The organism is Nocardioides sp. (assembly GCF_004803405.1).
GTDB lineage: Bacteria > Actinomycetota > Actinomycetes > Propionibacteriales > Nocardioidaceae > Nocardioides > Nocardioides vastitatis.
Genome location: NZ_SSXI01000227.1, coordinates 1 through 21,293, shown reverse-complemented (window position 1 = coordinate 21,293; position 21,293 = coordinate 1). Strand labels below are relative to the sequence as shown.

Annotated in this window: 21 protein-coding genes; 11 read left to right on the top strand and 10 right to left on the bottom strand. The window is 71.6% G+C overall.

Annotated features, from left to right (window positions below; all coding sequences use genetic code 11):
• Positions 1–80 precede the first annotated feature (80 nt).
• From rnpA to E7Z54_RS15855, 7 genes are all read left to right on the top strand, one after another.
• A complete protein-coding gene (rnpA, locus tag E7Z54_RS15885; RefSeq protein WP_136435322.1) occupies positions 81–464 on the top strand; it encodes a ribonuclease P protein component in 384 nt (127 codons plus the stop codon).
• Entirely contained in the window at positions 461–748 is a 288-nt protein-coding gene (yidD, locus tag E7Z54_RS15880) for a membrane protein insertion efficiency factor YidD (RefSeq protein WP_136435320.1), read from the top strand. The genes rnpA and yidD overlap by 4 nt, the downstream gene beginning before the upstream one ends.
• 3 nt (positions 749–751) lie before the next feature.
• Positions 752–1,792: a membrane protein insertase YidC gene (gene yidC / locus E7Z54_RS15875; RefSeq protein WP_136435319.1), complete on the top strand. Its 1,041-nt coding sequence runs from the start codon at positions 752–754 to the stop codon at positions 1,790–1,792.
• Positions 1,789–2,379, top strand: coding sequence for a protein jag (locus E7Z54_RS15870; RefSeq protein WP_378527730.1), 591 nt, complete (start codon positions 1,789–1,791; stop codon positions 2,377–2,379). Before yidC ends, E7Z54_RS15870 begins: the two co-directional genes overlap by 4 nt.
• 26 nt (positions 2,380–2,405) lie before the next feature.
• Complete coding sequence (gene rsmG / locus E7Z54_RS15865) at positions 2,406–3,200, top strand: 16S rRNA (guanine(527)-N(7))-methyltransferase RsmG (protein WP_346763549.1); 795 nt, start codon at positions 2,406–2,408, stop codon at positions 3,198–3,200.
• A gap of 116 nt (positions 3,201–3,316) precedes the next feature.
• On the top strand, positions 3,317–4,345 hold the full coding sequence (locus tag E7Z54_RS15860) for a ParA family protein (protein ID WP_136435317.1): 1,029 nt from the start codon (positions 3,317–3,319) through the stop codon (positions 4,343–4,345).
• A gap of 49 nt (positions 4,346–4,394) precedes the next feature.
• Entirely contained in the window at positions 4,395–5,399 is a 1,005-nt protein-coding gene (locus E7Z54_RS15855) for a ParB/RepB/Spo0J family partition protein (protein WP_136435315.1), read from the top strand.
• Positions 5,400–5,528: 129 nt separating this feature from the next.
• Here the strand turns inward: E7Z54_RS15855 and E7Z54_RS15850 are convergent, their stop codons facing one another.
• The 3 genes from E7Z54_RS15850 to E7Z54_RS15840 are packed head-to-tail and all read right to left on the bottom strand — an operon-like array spanning position 5,529 to position 8,240.
• Positions 5,529–6,170: a hypothetical protein gene (locus E7Z54_RS15850; protein ID WP_136435313.1), complete on the bottom strand. Its 642-nt coding sequence runs from the start codon at positions 6,168–6,170 to the stop codon at positions 5,529–5,531.
• Between the two features lie 35 nt (positions 6,171–6,205).
• Positions 6,206–6,973 carry a lysophospholipid acyltransferase family protein gene (locus E7Z54_RS15845; protein WP_136435311.1) on the bottom strand — a complete coding sequence of 256 codons (768 nt, stop codon included), beginning with the start codon at positions 6,971–6,973 and terminating at the stop codon, positions 6,206–6,208.
• Positions 6,974–7,025: 52 nt separating this feature from the next.
• Positions 7,026–8,240, bottom strand: coding sequence for a pyridoxal phosphate-dependent aminotransferase (locus E7Z54_RS15840; RefSeq protein ID WP_136435309.1), 1,215 nt, complete (start codon positions 8,238–8,240; stop codon positions 7,026–7,028).
• Between the two features lie 75 nt (positions 8,241–8,315).
• Here E7Z54_RS15840 and E7Z54_RS15835 point away from each other — a divergent pair, with 75 nt between their 5' ends.
• Entirely contained in the window at positions 8,316–8,975 is a 660-nt protein-coding gene (locus E7Z54_RS15835; RefSeq protein WP_136435307.1) for a GNAT family N-acetyltransferase, read from the top strand.
• 31 nt (positions 8,976–9,006) lie between these two features.
• On the opposite strand, the gene trxA is transcribed toward E7Z54_RS15835, so the two are convergent.
• The 7 genes from trxA to E7Z54_RS15800 form a co-directional block, all read right to left on the bottom strand.
• Positions 9,007–9,339, bottom strand: a complete 333-nt coding sequence (trxA, locus tag E7Z54_RS15830) for a thioredoxin (protein WP_136435305.1) — start codon at positions 9,337–9,339, stop codon at positions 9,007–9,009.
• A gap of 86 nt (positions 9,340–9,425) precedes the next feature.
• Complete coding sequence (gene trxB, locus E7Z54_RS15825; RefSeq protein WP_136435303.1) at positions 9,426–10,415, bottom strand: thioredoxin-disulfide reductase; 990 nt, start codon at positions 10,413–10,415, stop codon at positions 9,426–9,428.
• Positions 10,416–10,544: 129 nt separating this feature from the next.
• Entirely contained in the window at positions 10,545–11,357 is an 813-nt protein-coding gene (locus tag E7Z54_RS15820) for a hypothetical protein (RefSeq protein ID WP_136435301.1), read from the bottom strand.
• Positions 11,358–11,381: 24 nt separating this feature from the next.
• Positions 11,382–12,101, bottom strand: coding sequence for an RNA polymerase sigma factor SigM (gene sigM, locus E7Z54_RS15815; protein WP_136435299.1), 720 nt, complete (start codon positions 12,099–12,101; stop codon positions 11,382–11,384).
• A complete protein-coding gene (locus E7Z54_RS15810; protein WP_136435297.1) occupies positions 12,091–14,118 on the bottom strand; it encodes a protein kinase family protein in 2,028 nt (675 codons plus the stop codon). The genes sigM and E7Z54_RS15810 overlap by 11 nt, the downstream gene beginning before the upstream one ends.
• 41 nt (positions 14,119–14,159) lie before the next feature.
• Positions 14,160–15,848: a murein biosynthesis integral membrane protein MurJ gene (gene murJ / locus E7Z54_RS15805; RefSeq protein WP_240769722.1), complete on the bottom strand. Its 1,689-nt coding sequence runs from the start codon at positions 15,846–15,848 to the stop codon at positions 14,160–14,162.
• Complete coding sequence (locus tag E7Z54_RS15800; protein WP_136435295.1) at positions 15,845–18,238, bottom strand: DUF6049 family protein; 2,394 nt, start codon at positions 18,236–18,238, stop codon at positions 15,845–15,847. Before E7Z54_RS15800 ends, murJ begins: the two co-directional genes overlap by 4 nt.
• A gap of 169 nt (positions 18,239–18,407) precedes the next feature.
• Between E7Z54_RS15800 and E7Z54_RS15795 the strand changes: the two genes are divergently transcribed.
• The 3 genes from E7Z54_RS15795 to E7Z54_RS15785 form a co-directional block, all read left to right on the top strand.
• Positions 18,408–19,841 carry a CCA tRNA nucleotidyltransferase gene (locus E7Z54_RS15795; RefSeq protein WP_136435411.1) on the top strand — a complete coding sequence of 478 codons (1,434 nt, stop codon included), beginning with the start codon at positions 18,408–18,410 and terminating at the stop codon, positions 19,839–19,841.
• An 89-nt stretch (positions 19,842–19,930) separates the two neighbouring features.
• Positions 19,931–20,398: an SRPBCC family protein gene (locus E7Z54_RS15790; RefSeq protein ID WP_136435293.1), complete on the top strand. Its 468-nt coding sequence runs from the start codon at positions 19,931–19,933 to the stop codon at positions 20,396–20,398.
• Positions 20,399–20,438: 40 nt separating this feature from the next.
• Positions 20,439–21,293, top strand: an 855-nt coding sequence (locus E7Z54_RS15785) for an endonuclease/exonuclease/phosphatase family protein (RefSeq protein WP_206056289.1), incomplete at its 3' end; no start/stop codon positions are given.

Below are 21,293 nucleotides of genomic sequence, written 5' to 3'. Positions count from 1 at the left end.
CTCGCCGGTGGCGCCTTCCGCCACGCTGCCGGCATGTCTGAGCGACTGACGTCCGCCCAGCGGAACCCGTGGGGCTGACCATGCTTCCCGGCCCCCATCGGCTGACCGACCCGGACGCGTTCCGGGCCGCCAGTCGCCAGGGGCGCCGCGCCGGGTCGCCCACCGTCGTCACCCACCTGCTGCTCCCCCTCGAGCAGCAGGTCCTCGGCACGTCTGGCTCCGGTACGACTCCCGCGCGAGCGGGCTTCGTGGTCAGCAAGGCCGTCGGCTCCTCGGTGGTCCGCAACCGGGTGAAGCGCCGGCTCCGGCACGTGGTCCGCGGCCGGGTCGGCGCGCTGCCCCCCGGCGCGCTGCTGGTGGTCCGGGCGCAGTCGGCCTCCGCCGAGGCGTCGTACGCGGACCTCGCGGCGGACCTGGACCGCTGTCTGGCACGGGTGACCGGCGGGACGGAGGAAGCGTCGTGAAGTGGGTGCTGATGGGCCTGGTGCGGGGCTACCAGCTCCTGATCAGCCCGTTGCTGGGCCCCACGTGTCGCTACTACCCGTCCTGCTCGGCCTACGCACTCGAGGCACTCCGGGTGCATGGCGCGATCAAGGGCACCTGGCTCGCCGTACGCCGGCTGCTCCGCTGCCACCCGTGGTCGCCGGGCGGCGTCGACCACGTCCCCCCGCGCAAGCGCCGCGGCCACTCCCCTGTTTCCACCCGTACGGCGTCCGCCGGCGGTACTCGACCAGATCAAGGAGCCTGATCAGTGGGCATCTTCGGTGACATCGGCCACTTCATCATGGTGCCGCTGTACTACGTCATCTCGGCGGTCCTGATCGGATGGCACGAGCTGTTCACGCGGATCGGACTGGACCCCGACGGTGGTCTCTCCTGGGCCCTGTCGATCATCGGCCTCACCCTGGTCATCCGGGCGGCCCTGATCCCACTGTTCGTCAAGCAGATCAAGTCCAGCCGCAACATGCAGCTGCTGCAGCCGAAGGTGCGCGAGCTGCAGAAGAAGTACGGCCACGACCGGCAGCGTCTCGCGGAAGAGACGATGAAGCTCTACAAGGACGCCGGGACGAACCCGTTCGCCTCCTGCATGCCGATCCTGCTGCAGATGCCGATCTTCTTCGCGCTGTTCCGCCTGCTCGACCAGGCTGCCAAGAAGAACAAGGCACACGGCTTCCTCGACGCGGAGCGCGCCCGCCAGTTCGGCCAGTCCGACGTCTTCGGCAAGATCCCGCTGGCGGACTCCTTCTGGGGCTCGCGCACCTGGGGTGATGACCCGCACGGCCTGGTCATGGCCGTCGCGCTCGTCCTGGTGCTGGCGATGACGGCGACCACCTTCTTCACCCAGCGGCAGCTGATGGCCAAGAACATGCCCGCGGACGCGATGACCGGCCCGTACGCCCAGCAGCAGAAGATGCTGCTCTACATCCTCCCGGTCGCCTTCGGCCTGGGTGGCGTCGCGTTCCCGATCGGCGTGCTCCTGTACTGGACCACCTCGAACCTGTGGACGATGTGCCAGCAGTTCTACGTCATCCGCAACAACCCCGCGCCCGGGACGCCCGCGTTCAAGGCGAAGGAGGAGCGGGACAAGGCCAAGGCCGCGAAGCACCCCGAGAAGCACGCGAAGGGCCACGAGGGCGCCGACGCTGCCGAGGTCCCCGCGGTCGAGACCGGAGCCGAGCGTCGGGCCGCCGCGCGGCAGCAGCCGAAGCGGCAGACCCGCTCGCAGCGGAGGAAGACCTCAGGCGGCACCAGTACCAGTGCGCCTACCAACACCAAGGGAGACACGAAGTGAGCGAGACCGAGGCTCTGACCACCGAGGACGCCACGACCACCGAGGACGCCACGACCACCGAGGACGCCACGACGGAGGCTGACGCGACGGAGGCTGACGCTCCGGCTGAGGGTGACGCCGAGCGGATCGCGCGGCTCGAGCAGGAGGGCGACATCGCCGCCGACTACCTCGAGGAGCTGCTGGACATCGCCGACCTCGACGGCGACCTCGACATCGACGTGGAGGCCGACCGCGCGGCGGTGTCGATCGTCGGCGCCGACCTCTCCCAGCTGGTGGGGCCCGACGGCAAGGTGCTGGAGGCGCTCCAGGAGCTGACCCGGCTCGCGGTCTACCGGGAGACCGGCGACCGCTCCCGGCTGATGCTCGACATCTCGGGCTACCGGGCGGACAAGCGCGCTCGCCTGACCAAGCTCGGCGCCGAGACCGCGGCCGAGGTGGCTGCCTCGGGCGAGCCTGTGTCCCTGGACCCGATGTCCCCGTTCGAGCGGAAGATCGTGCACGACGCGGTCGCCGCAGCCGGCCTGCGTTCGGAGTCCGCCGGCGTCGAGCCGCGGCGGTACGTCGTCGTGCTGCCCGCGGACGGCTGAGCATCGTCTCCGCGTCGACGTTTCACGTGAAACAAGACGACGAGGCCACGCCCCCGGTGTCGCCGGACCCCGGTCCGGACGGCCCGGGGGTGTCGCCTTCTCCCCCGCCCGCGGCCGCCGCGGTGTTCCCCGAGGAGCGCCTCGACCTGGTGGTCCGGTACGCCGCGCGTCTCGCGACCGACGGCGTGGTCCGGGGGCTGATCGGCCCTCGCGAGGCGCCCCGGCTCTGGGAGCGCCACCTGATCAACTGCGGGCTGCTGGCTCCCGCGCTCCCGACGGGCGCCGCGGTGGCCGATGTGGGGTCCGGGGCCGGCCTGCCGGGACTGGTCCTCGCGCTCGCGCGTCCCGACGCGCACATCACCCTGATCGAGCCGCTGCTGCGCCGCACGACCTTCCTCGAGGAGGTGGTGGACGAACTGGGCCTCGACAACGTCACGGTGACGCGTGGCCGGGCCGACGCGCTGCACGGCAAGGCGTGGTTCGACGTGGTGACCGCCCGGGCGGTGGCGCCCCTGGACGGACTGGTGTCGTGGTGCATGCCGCTGGTCGCGCCGGAGGGCGCGCTGCTGGCGATGAAGGGCGCGAGCGCGGAAGCCGAGATCGCGGCAGCGTCGTCGTACTGTCAGAAGCTGGGTTGTGCCGCCCCGAGCATCGAGGTGCTCGGCGCGGGCCTCGACCCTGAGCTCGCCGTCGACCCGATCCGGGTCGTTCGGGTCACCTGGGCCGATCCGGCCCGGGTATCGTTGCCGCCGTCCCGCAAGGGGGGCGTCACTCGGGCGTCGCGCCCTGGCGGTTCGCGGAACAAGAGGAGGAAGTCGTGAGCGACTCATCGAGTCCGGACTCCGAGTTTTCCACCGGTCCGAAGGCCGACCCTGAGCGTGGTCATCCACAGGTTGACCGAAGTTCTCCACAGGCCGCACCGGAAGTGACGGGACCCATGCATCACGGCGAGGCACCGACTGTTTCACGTGAAACCGACCCGGGGCCGTCGGCGGACGTTTCACGTGAAACCCCCCGAGCGTCCACCGGCCCGCTGACCGCGGCCCAGCTCGCCGAGCGAGCCGCTGCGTACGAGGACGACCTCACTCCCCTCGCTCGGGCGGCGCAGGCTACGGTCCTGGTCCGGGCCGGGATCCCCCAGGAGCAGCTCAGCCGACCGTCGGAGACCCGGGTCTTCGTGGTCGCCAACCAGAAGGGCGGCGTCGGGAAGACCACGTCCACGGTCAACCTCGCCGCCGCACTGACCCAGCTCGGCCAGCGTGTCCTGGTGATCGACCTGGACCCACAGGGGAATGCGTCGACGGCGCTCAACATCGACCACCACCGCGGGACCCCGTCGACCTACGAGCTCCTGGTCGACGGCGCAGCGATCGCCGACATCGTCCAGCCGTGTCCGGACGCTCCCGGCCTCTGGGTCGTCCCGGCCACGATCGACCTGGCCGGCGCCGAGATCGAGCTGGTGAGCGTCGTGGCTCGCGAGCAGCGGCTGAAGAAGGCGATCGACGCACACCCTCGGATCGGATCCGCGGAGACGGTCGGCGAGGAGCGCTTCGACTACGTCTTCGTCGACTGCCCGCCCTCGCTCGGGCTGCTGACGCTCAACGCGCTGGTCGCGGGCGCGGAGATGCTGATCCCGATCCAGGCGGAGTACTACGCGCTCGAGGGTCTCGGTCAGCTGCTCTCCACGGTCGACATGGTGCGTGCGCACCTGAACCCGGACCTCGCGGTCTCCACCATCGTGCTGACGATGTACGACGCCCGGACCCGTCTGGCCGCCGGCGTCGCCCATGAGGTGCGGGAGCACTTCGGCGACCAGGTGCTGAAGACCGCGATCCCCCGCTCGGTGCGGGTCTCGGAGGCGCCTTCCTACGGACAGACCGTGATGACCTACGATCCGGGTTCACCAGGCGCCCTCAGCTATCTGGAAGCGGCGCGTGAGATCGTCACGAGAGGGGCCCTGGCATGACAACCTCGTTCGAAGGCTCGCTTCGCTCCGTAGCGACCAGGGGCCCCGCATGAGTGGTGGTGCACCCCGACGCGGGCTCGGGCGCGGCCTCGGATCCCTAATTCCAACGGCCGCGCCTGTCAACTCAGACGTTCAGGATCCGGACCTTTCCGCTGGAGCGCCTGCCAGCACCTTCCCGGACCCCGAGCCCGTCGACTCGAGTTCAGGCCCTCAGATCGAAGATTCGACTCTGGCGCCGGTCGACGGGGCCTTCTTCGCCGAGATTCCGGTCGCGCAGGTCAAGCCGAACGCCGTCAACCCGCGCACCGTCTTCGACGAGGAGGCGATGGCCGAGCTGGTCCACTCGATCAAGGAGATCGGGCTGCTCCAGCCGGTCGTGGTCCGCAGGACGGGGCCGGAGAGCTACGAGCTGGTCATGGGCGAGCGGCGCTGGCGCGCCACGCAGCAGGCCGGCCTGGACACCATCCCGGCGATCGTCCGCGAGACCGACGACACCGACATGCTGCGCGACGCGCTGCTGGAGAACCTCCACCGCAGCGACCTCAACCCTCTCGAGGAGGCCGCGGCCTACAACCAGCTGCTCGAGGACTTCGGCTGCACCCATGACCAGTTGGCGCAGCGGATCGGTCGGTCCCGTCCGCAGATCAGCAACACGCTGCGGCTCCTCAAGCTCTCTCCCGCGGTTCAGCGTCGGGTCGCGGCCGGCGTGCTGTCCGCCGGCCACGCCCGTGCCCTCCTTGCGGTGACTGAGCCCGAGGTCCAGGACCGCCTCGCGCAGCGCGTGGTCGCCGAGGGCATCTCGGTCCGAGGCCTGGAGGAGATCGTCGCCGTCGGGGACGTGGGTGGAGCGACCCATCGCACCCCACGCGCGCGTCCCAAGGCGCCCGGCCTGACCGAGCTCTCCGACCGGCTGGCCGATCGCCTGGAGACGCGGGTCAAGGTCGACCTCGGGAAGTCCAAGGGCAAGATCACGATCGAGTTCGCCAACACCGGCGATCTGCAGCGGATCGTGGACCTGATCGACCCGCGCAACCGCGCGGACCGCCCGATCTGAGCGCCCCTCCGGTCACACGGGCCCCATCGAACCCTGGGGCCACACCGGGAAGTGGTTTGTCGACGTGGCGACAGGTCGATAAGTCGACAAGTCGGTAAGTCGACAAACCGATATGTCGTCTCGGCGACATCATTGCCAGCTGATGCTGGCGAGCGTCGCCTCGATCCAGGCGCGGCTCGTCGGGCCGTCCTCGGGCGAGCGGAAGCCGACCGTCACCCAGCGATCGGTGAGCGCGACGCCGACCTCGTAGTAGAAGTCGTCGGCCTGGACCCCGGTCGCGCCGACCGGTCGCTGCGCTTCGATGACGAACGCCGGCTCACCGTCGACGGTGCGCTCGGGTCCCCGCTTCGCCCGGCGGTACTGGGCCTTCGCGCCCCGCAGCGATCCCGCGGCGAGCTCCTCGCGCGAGAGCGCCGGCTCGTCCTCCAGGACGGCGACGAGCCACTGGTCCGATCCGTCGATGTGGGCGGCCTGGGTCAGGCTGGCGCCGCCGCGGTCGACCGGCGGAGGCACCTCCCAGGTCGCCTCCGCGGGTAGCTGCATCGTCAGGGCGGCCGTGGTGACCCGCTGGCCGTCTGCCGGCTCTGCTCCGATCGAGGGCTCGGCGGAGGACGTCCGCTCCGACCCGCCGACGTCCGTAGGAGTCGCGGGTGCGTCGGAGGTCGGCGACTCCGACCCGGGCGCGGCGTCCTCGGTGCGCTGCTCGGAGTCGGCGCAGGCGGTCAGGGCCAGGGCGAGCGTCGCCGCGGCCAGGGCGGAGCTGAGTCTCATTCCGGCGAGGCTACAAGGCGCCGTACGACGCCCGATCAGTCGTCCTTACGGGCGGCCTTCCGTGCGGCGCGGGCCGCGCGCTCCTCCCGCTCGAGGCGTTTGGCCTCCTCGGGGGTGGGCGCCGAGCCGCCGAGCCGCGCGGGGAGCCACCAGGCGCCGGGAGGCTGCTCCTCGGCCGGGTAGTCGGCGATCACCTCGTCGAGCATCCTCACCATCGCTGCCCGCAGCTCGGCCGTCTCCGCCGCGGGGTTCTCACCCGTCGGGTACATCGGCTCGCCCACCTTGATGGCGATCGTCTTGCGGGAGCGGGAGAAGTCCCGGGGGTGTCCCTTGGTCATCAGCCGGTGGGAGCCCCAGACGATCACCGGGATCAGCGGGACGCCCGCCTCGGCCGCGATCCGGACCGCACCGGTCTTGAGGTCCTTGATCTCGAAGGAGCGCGAGATCGTGGCCTCGGGGTAGATGCCCACCACCTCGCCGGCCTTGAGGTACTCCAGCGCATCCCGCATCGACTGCACGCCCGCTCCGCGGTCCACGCTGATGTGGTGGAAGGAGCGCAGCAGGTGGCCGACGCCCGGCTTCTCCATCATCTCGCGTTTGATCATGAACCGCACCAGCCGCTTCGACGGGTGCGCGCCGAGGCCGGCGTAGATGAAGTCGACGTAGCCGGTGTGGTTGATCGCGAGCAGGGCGCCGCCCTTGCGGGGCACGTTCTCGGTCCCCGAGAGCTGGAACCGCTGACCCAGGATCCGGAACGCCAGCTTGGCGGTGACGATGACGGGCGGGTAGGTGATGTCGAGCATCGTGGCCTCTCGGAGCGGTGAAGCGGTCGGAGACCAGTCTTGCAGGGCCCGCTCAGCGCCTCGTGGCGAGGAACTCCGCGATCCGGCCGATGGCCTCCTCGAGCACGTCCACGTCAGGAAGGGTCACCAGTCGGAAGTGGTCGGGCTCGGGCCAGTTGAAGCCGGTCCCGTGGGTGACCAGGATCTTCTTCGCGCGCAGCAGCTCGAGCACGAAGTGCTCGTCGTCGTCGATCGGGTAGACCTCCGGGTCGAGCCTCGGGAAGCAGTAGAGCGCGCCGCGCGGGCGCACGGAGGAGACGCCCGGGATCTCGTTGAGGAGCCGGTCGGCGAGCATCGACTGCTCGTAGAACCGCCCGCCGGGCACGATCAGCTCGTTGATCGACTGGTAGCCGCCCAGCGCCGTCTGGATCGCATGCTGGGCCGGGACGTTCGCGCACATCCGCATGTTGGCGACCAGGGTGAGGCCCTCGAGGAACTCCTCGGCGATCTCCTTGGGGCCGGAGATCATCACCCAGCCCGCGCGGTAGCCGCAGACCCGGTAGGCCTTCGAGAGCCCGCTGAAGGTCAGGCACAGCACGTCGCTGCCCGCTGCGGCTGCGGCGTGGTGGTGCACGGCGTCGTCGAACAGGATCTTCTCGTAGATCTCGTCGGCGAACACCACGAGCTGGTGCCGGCGCGCGATGTCGACCAGCTTCTCCACCGTCTCCTTGCTGTAGACCGCGCCGGTGGGGTTGTTGGGGTTGATGATCACCAGCGCATGGGTGTTCTCGGTGATCTTGGACTCGATGTCCTCGAGGTCGGGCATCCAGTCGTCGGCCTCGTCGCACCGGTAGTGGACAGGGGTCCCGCCGGACAGCGAGACGGCGCCGGTCCACAGCGGGTAGTCCGGGGCCGGCACCAGCACCTCGTTGCCATCGTCGACGAACGCCTGCAGCACCATCGAGATCAGCTCCGAGACGCCGTTGCCGATGAAGACGTCCTCGACCTCGACCTCCTTGAGGCCACGGGACTGGTAGTACTGCGCCACGGCGGTGCGCGCCGAGTAGATCCCGCGGGAGTCGCTGTAGCCCTGCGCCTCCGGCAGGTGGTGGATCACGTCGGCCAGGATCGCCTCGGGAGCCTCGAAGCCGAACGGGGCCGGGTTGCCGATGTTCAGCTTCAGGATCCGGTGTCCCTCGGCCTCCAGGCGATGCGCCTCGACGAGGATCGGTCCACGGACGTCGTACCGGACATTGCGAAGCTTCTTGCTCTGGCGGATTTTGCGCACCGAGCCATTCTCGCAGGTGCCCGCCATCGAGTTTCAGACCTACGATCGGACAGGAGACCACACCGGAGGCTTGCGATGGCCCGCTCGACCGTGCCGCTGACGCTGGACCACCTCGAGGCGCTCGCCGCGCCCTGTCGCTCGTGCCTGTTCTGGGAGCGCGATCCCGTGCACCGCGACCGGCTCGACCCCGACGAGCGCGTCCGGGAGAAGGAGGCGTGGGTCTCGGAGGTGCTCCGCGAGTGGGGGTCCTGCGGGCGGGTGGTGATCGTCGAGGGTCGACCGGTCGGCTACCTGACCTACGCGCCGGCCGCGTTCGTCCCCGGCGTGGCGGCCTTCCCGACCGCGCCGGTCTCCCCCGACGCCGTGCTGCTCACGACTGCCTGGATCCATCCCCAGCACACCGGCGGGGGGCTCGGCCGACTGCTCGTCCAGGGGATGGCGCGCGACCTGGTCGGCCGCGACGGGATCCGGGCGGTCGAGGCCTTCGCGATCACGGACCTCGGAGCGGTGACGAGAGCGCCGGGCGCCGGCTGCGTCGTACCCGCCGAGTTCCTGGCGCGGGTGGGGTTCAAGACCCACCGAGCGCACCCGAGCACCCCGCGGATGCGGATGGAGCTGCGATCGCTCGTCACCTGGCGCGACGAGGTGGAGGCGGCGTGGGAGCGGCTGGTCGGCGCCGTCCGACGTCCGGCCCGGAAGCCGACCCCCGCGGCCCGAAAAGCCGACAACCCCTGACGGGTGGACCGTCAGGGGCTGCCGCGGCTGATCAGGAGCCGATGAACTCGCTGAGCTCGTTGAGGATCGCAGCCTTCGGGCGGGCGCCGACGATGGTCTTGACGACCTCGCCGCCGTGGTAGACGTTGATCGTCGGAATGCCCGTGACGCGGTACGACGCCGGGGTGACCGGGTTCTCGTCGACGTTCATCTTGTAGAAGGTCACCTTGTCGCCGTGCGCGCCCGCGATCTCGTCGAGGATCGGGGCGACCTGACGGCAGGGGCCGCACCACTCCGCCCAGAAGTCGACGAGGACGGGCTTGTCGGACTTGAGGACCTGCGCCTCGAACTCGGCGTCGGTGACGGCGGAGATGTTGTCAGCCACGGTGGCCATCCTTCGGTTGGTATGTGAACGAAACGTCTAGGAGCAGAACCCACGACCCGGTCGGGACATTCCCGCCGCGCGAGGGGTCAGGCGTTGACCGAGGGCGCGGAGGCCGTCGCCGCCGCGTGGTCGAGCTCGGCGATGAACCGCTCGGCGTCGAGGGCCGCGGCGCACCCGCTCCCGGCGGCCGTGATCGCCTGGCGGTAGCGGTGGTCGACCAGGTCCCCCGAGGCGAACACGCCGGGCAGGTTGGTCGCGGTGGAGCCGGGCTGCACGAGCACGTAGCCGTTGTCGTCGAGGTCGACCTGGCCCACCAGGAGCTCCGAGCGCGGCTCGTGGCCGATCGCGACGAACAGCCCGGTCGCCGGCAGCACGGACGTGCCTCCGGTGACGGTGTCGCGCAGCGTCACCGACTCGAGGCTCTCCTCGCCGTTGATCGAGTCCACCACGGAGTTCCAGATGATCTCGAGCTTCGGGTCGGCGAAGGCCCGCTCCTGCATGATCTTCGAGGCGCGCATCTCGTCGCGGCGGACGATCAGCGACACCTTCGAGCCGAACCGGGTGAGGAACGTGGCCTCCTCGACCGCCGAGTCGCCGCCGCCGACGACCGCGATGTGCTGCTCGCGGAAGAAGAACCCGTCGCAGGTGGCGCAGTAGGAGACGCCACGGCCGGAGAGCCGCTCCTCGTTGGGGAGGCCGAGCTTGCGGTAGCCGGATCCGGTCGCGAGGACGACCGACCGGGCGGTGTAGGTGTCGGTGGCGGTCTTCACCACCTTGACCGGACCGGTCAGGTCGACCTCGACGATGTCGTCGGAGATGATCTCGGCGCCGAACCGCTCGGCCTGCGCCCGCATCTCGTCCATCAGGTCCGGACCCTGGATGCCGTTGCGGAACCCGGGGAAGTTCTCCACTTCGGTGGTGGTCATCAACGCACCGCCGGCGGTGACGGACCCCTCGAAGACCAGGGGCTCCAGCGCGGCCCGGGCGTTGTAGATCGCCGCGGTGTAGCCGGCCGGGCCGGACCCGATGATGATCACGTTGCGGGGCGCGGTGGTGGCCGCGGCGGACTCGGACATGGGACTCCCAGGCTGGTGGACGCAGTGCGGGACTGCAGCGTACTTACGGAAACCCGATCGTAGGCCGCCCGATTCCCGACCTGCAGCCGACTCGGTCACACCGGACGTCGGGGCCGGGCGAGCACCGGCTCAGTCGAGCGCCCTCAGGGTGGTGGAGTGGAGCACGTCACCGGTGCCGCACACGAGGACCTCGGCCACCTGAGTGGATCCGACGGGCTTGCGGAAGGCGACCAGGGCCGGTCGGGCGTCGTACTCGACCCCGACGAGGTAGCCGCGGCCGTAGTCGGCGTCCTCGCACATGAAGCTGGCCGGCGCGGTGAGCGTGGTCCGGCTGTAGTCGGCGGTCGCGGGGTGCGGCAGGCTCGCGTGCTGGATCGCGACGAGGTCGGCCCGCAGGCGGTTGGCGCGGACCTTGCGCAGCGGCTCGTCGGTCAGGAGCCTCTCGGGCGCGGTCCCCTCGTAGCCCTCGGGACCCTCCGCACCGCGTTGGTCCTCCGGCGTGGCAGCGGTCGGCTCCTCGGCCGCCTCACCTCGCGAGCCGTTGAGGGTCTCGCCCTTCTCCGCGGCGTCGTCGCTGCGCGCCAGCCCGCTGTCGCCGGCGGTGCTCATGTCAGCCGTGTCGCTGTCCCGCAGGATCCCGGCACCGGCAGCGACGGCCACGACGGCTGCCGCGCCCGCGAGCAGGACCCGCACTCGGGCACGACGGCGCCGAGCGGCAGGGTCGAGCGGCACGATGACGCCACGGCTCTCCGGGTGCATCGACTCCGCGACGACCGTCGCGGACCCGGCACGCTCGGCGGCGAGTCCGGCGATCACCTTGTCGAGACGGTCGGCGACGTCGTCGGGCAGTGGCTCGGGGCCGCCGGCCTCCGCGAGCGCACGCCGGACGGCCGCCTCCTGCGAGGGGGTGAGCGGCGGGTCGTGCTCGGGGCTGTCGGTCATCAGGATCCTGGGTTTCGAGTGTGCTCAGTCGGCGGCCGGGGTGGTGGCCGCCGGTGGCGGTCCGCGGGCGGACAGGGGTCCGACGTCCGGCTCCGCACCGGGGTTCCGCTCGTTCGCGGGCAGCCGAGGCGGCGGGACGTCGTCGGCAAGCACCTCCCGGAGCAGTACGGCGAGCCGCGCGCGACCCCGCGAGCACCGGCTCTTCACCGTGCCCTCGGCGCAGTCCAGGATCTGCGCGACCTCCGCGACCGAGTAGCCCTCCATGTCGACGAGCACGACCGCGGCCCGCTGCTCGATGGGCAGGGCGGCGAGCGCGGCCCGCACCTGCCGGCGTCGTTCGAGGACCAGCCCGTGCTCAGCAGGGTCGGAGGCCTCGCCGGGGCGCGCAGCCGTCTCACGCGCGCGCCGGTCGGGCTCGTCGATGTCCTCGGGGAGCGGGTCCGCGCGGCGCACCTTCTGCGAGCGCAGGCGGTCGAGGCAGGCGTTGACGACGATCCGATGCAGCCAGGTGGTCACGGCCGCGTCACCGCGGAAGGACTCGGCGCGGCGGAAGGCCGCGATCAGGCCGTCCTGGAGGCCGTCGGCGGCGGTCTCGGGATCGCTGCAGGTCCGCAGCGCGACCGCCCAGAGCCGATCGCGGTGCCGTTGGAACAGGGTCCCGAACGCCTCGGCGTCGCCTGCCACGTGGGCGGCGAGCAGCTCCGGGTCGGAGAGGCCGGAGGGGGGGTGCCTCTCAACGCCCACGAACCACCACCTCCGACAGCTCGGCGCGGAAGTCACCTGCGACTTCCGGCAGGGACGTCAACCAGAGCACAAGGTAGCGGCCCACCACGGACGCCGGGTCGCCGCCCGACGCTTCGGGCACCAGGGCGAGCCGTCCGCTGCCGTCCGCCGTGGCGACGGGGGTGCCGGTCGGTGCCGCGGTCGGTGCCGCGTCGACCACATAGAGGACGAGCGCGGTCCTGCCCTCGCCGGCCCTCACCTCGACCGCGCTGACCTCCCGCGGCTCGCCGAGGTCCAGGATCAGACCGACGCCGGTCTTGAGCCCAGGCGGGGGGCCGAGCTGGTCGAGGTAGGTCTGGGTGCTCCACGAGGTGGCCGGGTCGCCGTCGACGAGGTTGCCGACCTCGCCGCGGTGCTCCTCCCCGTCGCCGAGCGGGTCGAAGTCGGTCGCCGTCACGCCGCGCAGCACGGCGGCCTGGACCGCCGGGGAGGCGGACGGACTGGTTGTCGGGTCGGGATCCGGCTGGCCGCCGAGCACGGTGCGCCCGCGGCCGAGGTTGAACGCGACCGCGACGGCCATCAGCAGCAGGAGGGCCAGGGCGACGGCCATCGCCAGGCGGAGCCAGCTCCGCCCCGGGACCGCCTCGCTGCTGCCGGTGTCGTCCGTCAGGCTGCCGGGGTCGGTGTCCCAGGGCCAGAAGCCGTTCGGCGCCCCGCTCGACGACCCGAGGGCGTCGGCGAACGAACGCGGCTCCTCGGGGGGTACGACGCCGGGCCGGGGACGTCGTACCGGGCTCCCGTCCGGGGGATCCGGCGCGAACAGCTCGCGTTCCGGTGGGTCCTCGAACGGCGGCGGCGGCGGGGGCGGCGTGCTGCGGGTGCGCAGCCACGCGACGTCCTCGTCGTCGCCGAACACCGGCATCCCCGGCTCCGTCGGAAGCTCGGCGACCAGCGGGATCGGCGGGTCGTTCGAGTCCGTCCCGGGCTCCGCGCTGCCGTGGACCGAGGTCGTGGTCACCGCCTCCTGCTGGTCGGTGTCGGCGTCGTCAGTGTCGTCAGTGTCGCCAGTGTCGTCAGGGACGTCAGTGTCGTCAGGGACGCTCGTCCCGCCGCCCCCACCGCCCGGCGTGACGACCGGCAGGTCGTCGCGGGACCCGTCGTCATGGGGCAGCGGGTCGGCCACGGCCGGCAGCCAGACGGGACGCAGCACGTTGATCGGCGGGATGGACTGGGCGAGCGCCTCGGGCATCCCAGTGGGATCTCCGACGAATGCCAGCAGCTCGGCGGCGACCGCTCGGGCCGAGCTGACGTCGGGGTGGTCCGAGTCGCGCCAGCGTCGTCGGCCGTGGTTGCCGGTGCAGTCGAACTCCCGCCACAGCGCGTCGAGCGGCTTCGGCACGCCGGCCCGCACCTGACGCGGGCTGAGGAACTCGTCGTTCTCCCTCGGGGCCGCGGGCACGATCGAGCCGGACGGTCCCGGCCAGGTGCCGGTCAGCGCGCAGTAGAGCAGTCCGCCGAGGTCCTCGACGTCGTTGTCGATGTCGCCCGGCGGCAGCCCGTGGAGGGCGGCGTCGACGCACAGGCCGATCAGCCGCACGGAGCCGAACGAGTCGATGAGCACGTTCTCGGGATTGAGCCGGCCGTGGGCGACGCCGGCCGCATGCGCCGTCGTGATCGCGCCGGCCACGTCCGCGACCAGCCATGCTGCACGCCGCGGACCGAGGGGCCCCGCATGGGTGACCAGGATGTCGAGCGAGATCCCGGTGCCCCACTCGTTGACGACGAAGCAGCGACCGTCCTCAGTGGCGGCGTCGAGGACCCGCAGGATGCGCGAGTCGAGCACCGTCGCGGAGGTCCGCGCCGCCTCGACGAGCAACGGAGCACGCGGGTCGTCCTCCGGGATCACGTGCAGGGCGACGAAGCGCTCGAGGATCGCGTCGCGGGCACGCCAGAATCGCCCGCCGCCGCTCTCGCTCAGCAGGTCGATCAACCGGTACCGGCCGGCCATCACGTCCCCCGGCCGCGTCGACGTCCCCACCCCAGTCCTCTCTGGTTCGCTGCCATCGTAGGCCGACGGCGTCACCCTCGTCGGAGCCTCGCGGTGATCGTGCCGATGACGGACGTGACCTCGGTGATCCGCAGCAGCCGGGCCACCGCAAGGTAAGCACCAGCGGCGCCGGCGCTGACGATGGCGACCCGCATGGCGGCCCAGGGCCAGGCCGGTTCGTCGGTGAGCTCGGCGATGGTGTCGGTGACGACCAGGTCGAGGAACGACGCCATCGCCCACCCCACCGCCGCCGCCACGACGAGCCGCAGCACGAAGCCGGCCCAGGTCCGCGCGCCGCCGGTGGCACCGGCGGCCCGCAGCCTGCGGGCGAGCAGCGTGGCCGAGATCGTCGCCCCGACCGCGTAGGCACCCGAGTAGGCGACCACCAGCATCGGCGAGATGTCGTTCGGTTCGACCTGCGCGGCCAGGACCGTGGCCAGCGTGATGTTGACGCCGGCGATGGCGCACTGGACGAAGAAGACGGTGCGGTTGAGCTCGAGCGCGTAGAACCCGCGCAGCACCAAGTAGTGCACGGTGAATACGACGACGCCGACGCCGAACAGCGCCATCGTCGGCTCGAACCGCTGGTAGACGTCCGCCGTCGCGCCGTGGCCCCACAGCACCTGCGCCAGCGGCAGGGCGATGACCGGCAACAGCGCGGCGAACGGTACGACGACGGCCAGTGCCGTTCGGATCGTGCTGCCGAGCGTGTGCGCGAGTCCACGCAGGTCGTTCGCGGCCGCGGACGCCGAGAGCCGAGGCAGGATCGCCGTCGCCAGCGAGACGGTGATGATGGAGTGCGGCACCATCACCGCGAGCATTGCGCTGGAGTAGATCGTGATGCCGGTGCCGTCACCGGCGGACGCGGTGCCGCCGGAGGCGATCCGCACGACCACGACGTAGGCCACCTGGTTGACGATCACGAACAGCACGGTCCAGATCGCGAGCCGCATGGTGTGCCCGAGACCGACACCACGGAAGTCGAAGCGTGGCCGGTAGCGAACGCCCGCGGCGCGCAGGTAGGGCACCAGGATCAGCAGCTGCGCCGCGATGCCGACGGTCGAGCCGATGCCCAGCAGGGCCTCCTGGCCCGGGGTGAACGGACCGAACTCCTCCGCGTCGGTCGCCGGGCCGAAGGTCAGCAGATAGGCGACCAGCACCCCGACCGAGATGACGTTGTTGGCGATCGGCGCCCACATCATCGGGCCGAACCGGCCGCGGGCGTTGAGGATCTGGCCGACCAGCACGAACATCCCGTAGAAGAAGACCTGCGGCAGGCAGAACCGGGCGAAGTCGATCGCCGACTGCCGCTGCTCGGCGAGCGCGGGGTCGTCGAACTCGGAGCTGAGCACCACCTGCATCACCCACGGCGCAGCCACCACCAGCAGCACGGTGACCAGCGCCAGGAAGCACACGGCGAGGGTGACGACACGGTCGAGGTAGGCCGCGCCGCCGTCCGCGTCGTTCTTCATCGACCTGATCAGCTGGGGCACCAGGACCGCGTTGAAGACGCCTCCGACGAGGAGGATGTAGAGCATGTTCGGGACGGTGTTGGCGACGGTGAAGAGGTCGGCGTGCAGCGAGATGCCGAGCGCGGCGGCGAGCAGCGTGGAGCGGATGAAGCCGCTGAACCGCGAGACGACGGTGCCCGCTGCCATCACCGCGGTGCTGGCCAGGATTCGCTTCTGATCGGTCGAGGCAGCTCCCGGGTCCGCGCTCACGGAGCCCCCGCGTCCTCGGTCTCCGCCGACCGGGCCCCGTCCCCCGCGGTGCCGTCGCCGGCGTCACCGGACTCCTCGCCACCGTGTCGGTGCGCGCGGATCCGGCGGAACAGCCGGATTCCGATCGCCACGAACAGGATGCCGACGCCCGTCCCGATGATCGCCCAGATCACGACGCCCACCTGGCCGGACCGGATCGGCAGCTCGTCGTCGGCGCCGATCGGGTTGCCCTCCAGGTCGGTGAGCCGGAGGGTCACGTTGTGGACTCCCGCGCTCGTCATGGTCGCCTCGATCGGTACCGAGGACCGGCTGTTGGCGGCCAGCACGATCGGGTTGGCGACGCCGATCTCGGCGCCCTGGTCGGTGGTCGCCTCGATGCGGACGGACACCGGGTAGTCGAGGGTGTTGCGGACCGCGACGTTGAAGCTGCCGGACGTGCCCGAGAGCGTGACGCCGCGCGGAGCGTCGACGCTGAGCTGTGCCAGCTGGTCCTCGACCCAGCCGCGGGTGCGGGCCAGCCGGAGCCCGGCCCGCGGATCCGCGCGGAGCGAGTACGACGCCCCCGTGAGCGCCTCGTCGAGGAGCTGGCCGGCGATGCGGTACTGGTCGCCGAGGATGCTCTGCAGCGATCGGGAGGCGCGGACCAGGCGGCCCAGCTCCACCAGGACGCTGCTGTCGACCTCGAGCAGCTCCTGGTCCTCGGGGTAGTCCAGGGTGGCGGGGTCGATCTGCCGGGCCTCGGCGCCCTCGCCGCCGAGCACCCCGTCGGCCTGGTCGGCCACGGCGTCGAGGTCGGTGAGGCGGAGCCAGCTGACGTCGAGTCCCTGCCAGAACTCGGAGGCGCCGGCGGGGGCGACGCTGGTCGGCAGCAGCACCACGAGCGGCTGCGGTGCGGCGTCGCCGCCGGACCGCGACAGGCGGACGGCGGCCTCGCTGAGGATCCGCTGGCGCAGGGCGACCGGGGAGAGCCGAGAGTCCGGCCCGGGTCCGCCCTCGGCAGCGCCGGTCGTGCTGACGACCACCGGGTGGTCGTCCACCATCCCGGTGGCGGGCGGGCCGGTGGGGTAGGCCTCCTCGGGGAACATCTGGTCGCCGAGCACCACGACCGCGCCGTCCGACACGCTCTCGATGCCGGTCTGGTCGAGGTAGCCGGTGGGCGGGGCGACGACCGGGGTGCCCTTCACGTTCCAGGCGGTGAGGACGCTGCCGGGGTGCTCGCGGGCGGTGTCGTAGAGGTCAGGGAGGCTGGTCGCCGCGGCGGCGACGTCCGGGTCGCCGTAGGGCAGCGTCGCGACGCGGTCGCTGCCCAGCACGACCTCGGCCCGTCGCAGCCAGCTGTCCGCCGCGCGGGCCAGCGGACCTCCGTCGGCCGGCTCCGCGCCGTCGTCGGCGGCGGCACCCGCGCTGTCGTCATCCCCGGTACCGGTGTCGTCCTCGGTCGGGCTGGGCTCGTCAGGCTCCTGGGGGACCGCCTCGATCTCGCGGGGGGTGTTGCCGCGTGCGAGGTGCCGGACGGCGTCGGGCAGCGCCGGGTCGACCAGCCAGGTGACCGGCTGGTCACCGCTGGCAGCACCGAAGGCAAGTGGGCCACCGAGGTCGCCGGAGGATGAGAGCGCTCGCTGCCAGCGGGCGGTGCGGCCCAGCTGCCCGTCGGCCGTGTAGGCGATCCGGCCGCGGAGCGGCAGCACGACCGCGGTGTCGACGACCTCGGCGGAGCGCTCAGGTACGTAGGGCAGGAAGGTCCGCGCCCGGCCGTCGGCCAGGTGGTCGCGTGGTGTCGAGGCGCTCTCGCCGGAGGCGTGCACGCCGAACCAGTAGACGCCGGCCGTCGGCTTCGGCAGCTCTGCGCGGAGCACGGCCTGGGGGATCTTCATCGTGTAGCGGGCCGTCGCGCCGGGCGCCAGGGACTGGATGGTCTGGACCACGCCCGAGCAGGCGGCGGTGATCGAGGTGCAGATCCGCTCACCCACCGGGCTCTCCGGATCGCTCTCAGCGGCGACCTTCAGCTCCGCGGAGGTCGTCATCACGGCGGCGCAGCCGGTGCAGTGGGCGCCGTTGATCATCGGGTAGAGACTGATCCCCTGCCAGCCGTCGAGGTCGGCGTTGGTGACGGTGCCGCGCACGACGAGCGGTCCGCGCCGGGGCAGTGCCCCGGGCGTCAGCTCGTCGATCGTGATGTGCAGCGGGGCGTCGTACTCCTCGTCCGGCGCCTGTCGACTCCGCGGTGCACCGGCGTCGGCGGAGCCCTGCGCCGCGACCGCCGAGGCCCGCTGTCCGACCGGCTCGGCGTCCGGGGAGCCCGCCGCGGGGCCGCCCAGGACGACGCCGGTCAGCACCACGCTCGTCACCACACCCGCGAGGGCAGGCAGGAATGACGGGCGGTGGACCACGCTCCGAGGGTAGTGGCGACACCTGTGAACCTGCGGACCCGCTCCCGAGCGGGGTCGGCGTCACTGCGCCCCAGGGCGTGGGTGCGGGACCCACGCCCTAGACTCGACCGCCGTGACCGACCCGCCCGCGAGCCTCCCGGACCTGCCGGCGCCGGGCGAGCCACTTCGGCTGGTCGACGTGCAGCGCGCGGTGACCGCGGAGCTGGACCGGATCGCCCCGGTGGTCGACGTACTGGGCGGCCTGTTCGAGAAGGCCGGCCACGAGCTCGCCCTGGTCGGGGGCCCGGTCCGGGACGCGATGCTGGGCCGTCGCTCGAACGACCTCGACTTCGCCACGTCCGCTGCTCCGGAGGTGACCGAGAAGATCCTTCGCGCATGGGGTGACGCGTGGTGGGACATGGGCCGTCAGTTCGGAACCATCGGCTGCCGCAAGGGCGACTGGGTGGTCGAGGTGACCACCTACCGGTCCGACGCCTACAACCCCGACAGCCGCAAGCCCGAGGTGAGCTACGGCGACACGCTGGTCGGCGACCTGGGGCGACGCGACTTCACAGTGAACGCGATGGCGGTGCGGGTCCCGGGGCGCGAGATCGTCGACCCGTACGGCGGCGTGATGGATCTCGCCCATCGAGTGCTGCGCACGCCAGGCAGGCCCGAGGACTCCTTCTCCGACGACCCGCTGCGGATGATGCGAGCCGCTCGGTTCGCCGCGCAGCTCGGTTTCACGGTGGACCGCGACGTGGTTCGCGCGATGACCGGAATGGCCGACCGGATCGCGATCGTCTCCGCGGAGCGGGTCCGCGACGAGCTGGTCAAGCTGATCTGCGCGCCCTTCCCCCGGCTCGGTTTGACCCTGCTGGTGGAGACCGGGCTCGCCGACCACGTCCTGCCGGAGCTGCCGGCGCTGAAGCTGGAGCGGGACGAGCACCACCGCCACAAGGACGTCTACGAGCACACCCTGACGGTGCTGGAGCAGGCGATCGACCTGGAGCCCCGGCTGGCCGAGCGCGGTGGCGTCGAGGCGCCCGACTTCGTCTCCCGGTTCGCCGCCCTGATGCACGACGTGGGCAAGCCGCGCACCCGTAGGTTCCAGGGCGACGGCACCGTGACCTTCCACCACCACGACGTGGTCGGCGCGAAGCTCACCCGCAAGCGGATGCAGGCGCTGCGGTTCTCGGGCGGCCAGATCGAGGCAGTCAGCAAGCTGGTCGAGCTGCACCTGCGGTTCCACGGCTACGGGTCCGGCGAGTGGACCGACGCGGCGGTGCGGCGTTACGTCCGTGACGCCGGCGAGGAGCTGGAACGTCTCCACGTGCTGACCCGAGCCGACTGCACGACCCGGAACCGCAAGAAGGCCGAGCGGCTCCGTCGTACCTACGACGAGCTCGAGGCCCGGATCGAGCGGCTGTCCGAGGAGGAGGAGCTCGCCTCCATCCGCCCCGACCTCGACGGGAACCAGATCATGGAGATCCTGGGCATCCCGCCGGGCCGCGAGGTGGGCGAGGCCTACAAGTACCTCCTCGAGCAGCGCCTCGACCACGGACCGATGTCGGAGGAGCAGGCCACGACGGTGCTCCGGGAGTGGTGGGCCGCCCGGTCCTGACCGGCGAAGTGGCGACGGTCACATACCGCCGGTCTGCTACTTGCCGGTAGCGTCCGGGGATCCGACGCCGCCGTCCGAAGGGTTCCACCATGACCGAGACGCAGGACTACCTCCTCGAGGACTCCATCGAGATCGCCGCTCCGCCCGCCAAGGTGTGGTCGCTGGTCTCCGACATCCCCGCGATGGCGCGCTGGAGCCCACAGGTGGTCCGGTCGAAGGTGAAGGGCGGCGCCGTCAGGGAGGGCGCGAGGTTCACCAACGTCAACCGCGACAAGCTGTTGTTCTGGCCGACCAACGGCAAGGTCGTCCGCTTCGTGCCCGAGCGCGAGATCGCGTTCCGGATCAAGGAGAACAAGACGGTCTGGTCGTTCCGGCTCGAGCCGACCGACACAGGCGGCACCAGGGTCGTCCAGCGCCGCGAGGCACCCGACGGCGTCTCCGAGATCTCGACCAGGCTGGTCAACGTCGCTCTCGGCGGCCAGGAGGAGTTCACCCGGAAGCTGCGCGAGGGCATGCGTCAGACCCTCGAGCGGATCAAGGTGGAGGCCGAGAGCTGATCTGGACCCGAGTCGCTCGCCGACCCGGTTGAATGGGTCCGTGAGCGACGAGGGGGCGGGCGAGCCGACCGAGGCGTCCGCCGGGGACGCGCAGCCGGACCCGCCGACGGGGAGGACGCCGCCCCGGGCCGCTCCGGCGGCGAGCCCTGGTGCCCAGGTCGCCACGGTGGCGGCCGCGGTCGTCGTCCTCATCGTGGTGGCAATCGTGTTCGTGCTCCAGGACGCGCAGGGCCCCCCGAAGCCGGCTCCGCTGGTCAGCGGCGCGACCACAGTCCGCTCCGCGCCCCCGTCGGACTACACCCCCAGCGCGGACGAGAGCCTGCTGCCGCCGGTGCCCACCGACATCCCCTCGTCGCTGTGTCCCGATATCGCGCTCACGCACCCGATCACGGTGCTGAGCTTCAACATGCACGGCGCACGTGGGCCCGGCGAGCGGGTCGACCTCGCCCGGATCGCGCGGGAGATCAGCGCCTGGAAACCGGACGTGGTCCTGCTCCAGGAGGTCGACGACGGCCGGGCGCGCAGCGGCTTCCAGCGCCAGGCAGCGGTGCTCGGCAAGGCGACCGGGATGACGTGGGTGTACGGCGGCAACCACTCCAGTCGGGGTACCGGACCGATCGGGAACGCGATCCTGTCGACGTACGAGGTCGTCGACTGGCAGAACATCCTGCTTCCGCGGGCCGGCGGCCGGGAGCAGCGCGGCCTGCTCCATGCCGTGCTGAACGTCGAGGGCACCGAGGTCAGCGTGTACTCGACGCACTTCGACCACGGCTCGACCCTGGCCCGGGTCGCGCAGGCCAGGGCCAGCGTCCGACAGCTCGCCAAGGACCCGCGGCCCACCGTCTTCGGCGGCGACCTCAACGCCGGCCCCGGCGGAGCGCCGCTGCGCCAGCTG

Bases quoted from the DNA above. Each gene is read 5' to 3' on its own strand.
- rnpA (WP_136435322.1), top strand. From the start codon at position 81: ATGCTTCCCGGCCCCCATCGGCTGACCGACCCGGACGCGTTCCGGGCC.
- E7Z54_RS15860 (WP_136435317.1), top strand. From the start codon at position 3,317: ATGCATCACGGCGAGGCACCGACTGTTTCACGTGAAACCGACCCGGGG.
- E7Z54_RS15855 (WP_136435315.1), top strand. From the start codon at position 4,395: ATGAGTGGTGGTGCACCCCGACGCGGGCTCGGGCGCGGCCTCGGATCC.
- E7Z54_RS15850 (WP_136435313.1), bottom strand. From the start codon at position 6,170: ATGAGACTCAGCTCCGCCCTGGCCGCGGCGACGCTCGCCCTGGCCCTG.
- E7Z54_RS15845 (WP_136435311.1), bottom strand. From the start codon at position 6,973: ATGCTCGACATCACCTACCCGCCCGTCATCGTCACCGCCAAGCTGGCG.
- E7Z54_RS15835 (WP_136435307.1), top strand. From the start codon at position 8,316: ATGGCCCGCTCGACCGTGCCGCTGACGCTGGACCACCTCGAGGCGCTC.
- trxB (WP_136435303.1), bottom strand. From the start codon at position 10,415: ATGTCCGAGTCCGCCGCGGCCACCACCGCGCCCCGCAACGTGATCATC.
- E7Z54_RS15820 (WP_136435301.1), bottom strand. From the start codon at position 11,357: ATGACCGACAGCCCCGAGCACGACCCGCCGCTCACCCCCTCGCAGGAG.
- E7Z54_RS15790 (WP_136435293.1), top strand. From the start codon at position 19,931: ATGACCGAGACGCAGGACTACCTCCTCGAGGACTCCATCGAGATCGCC.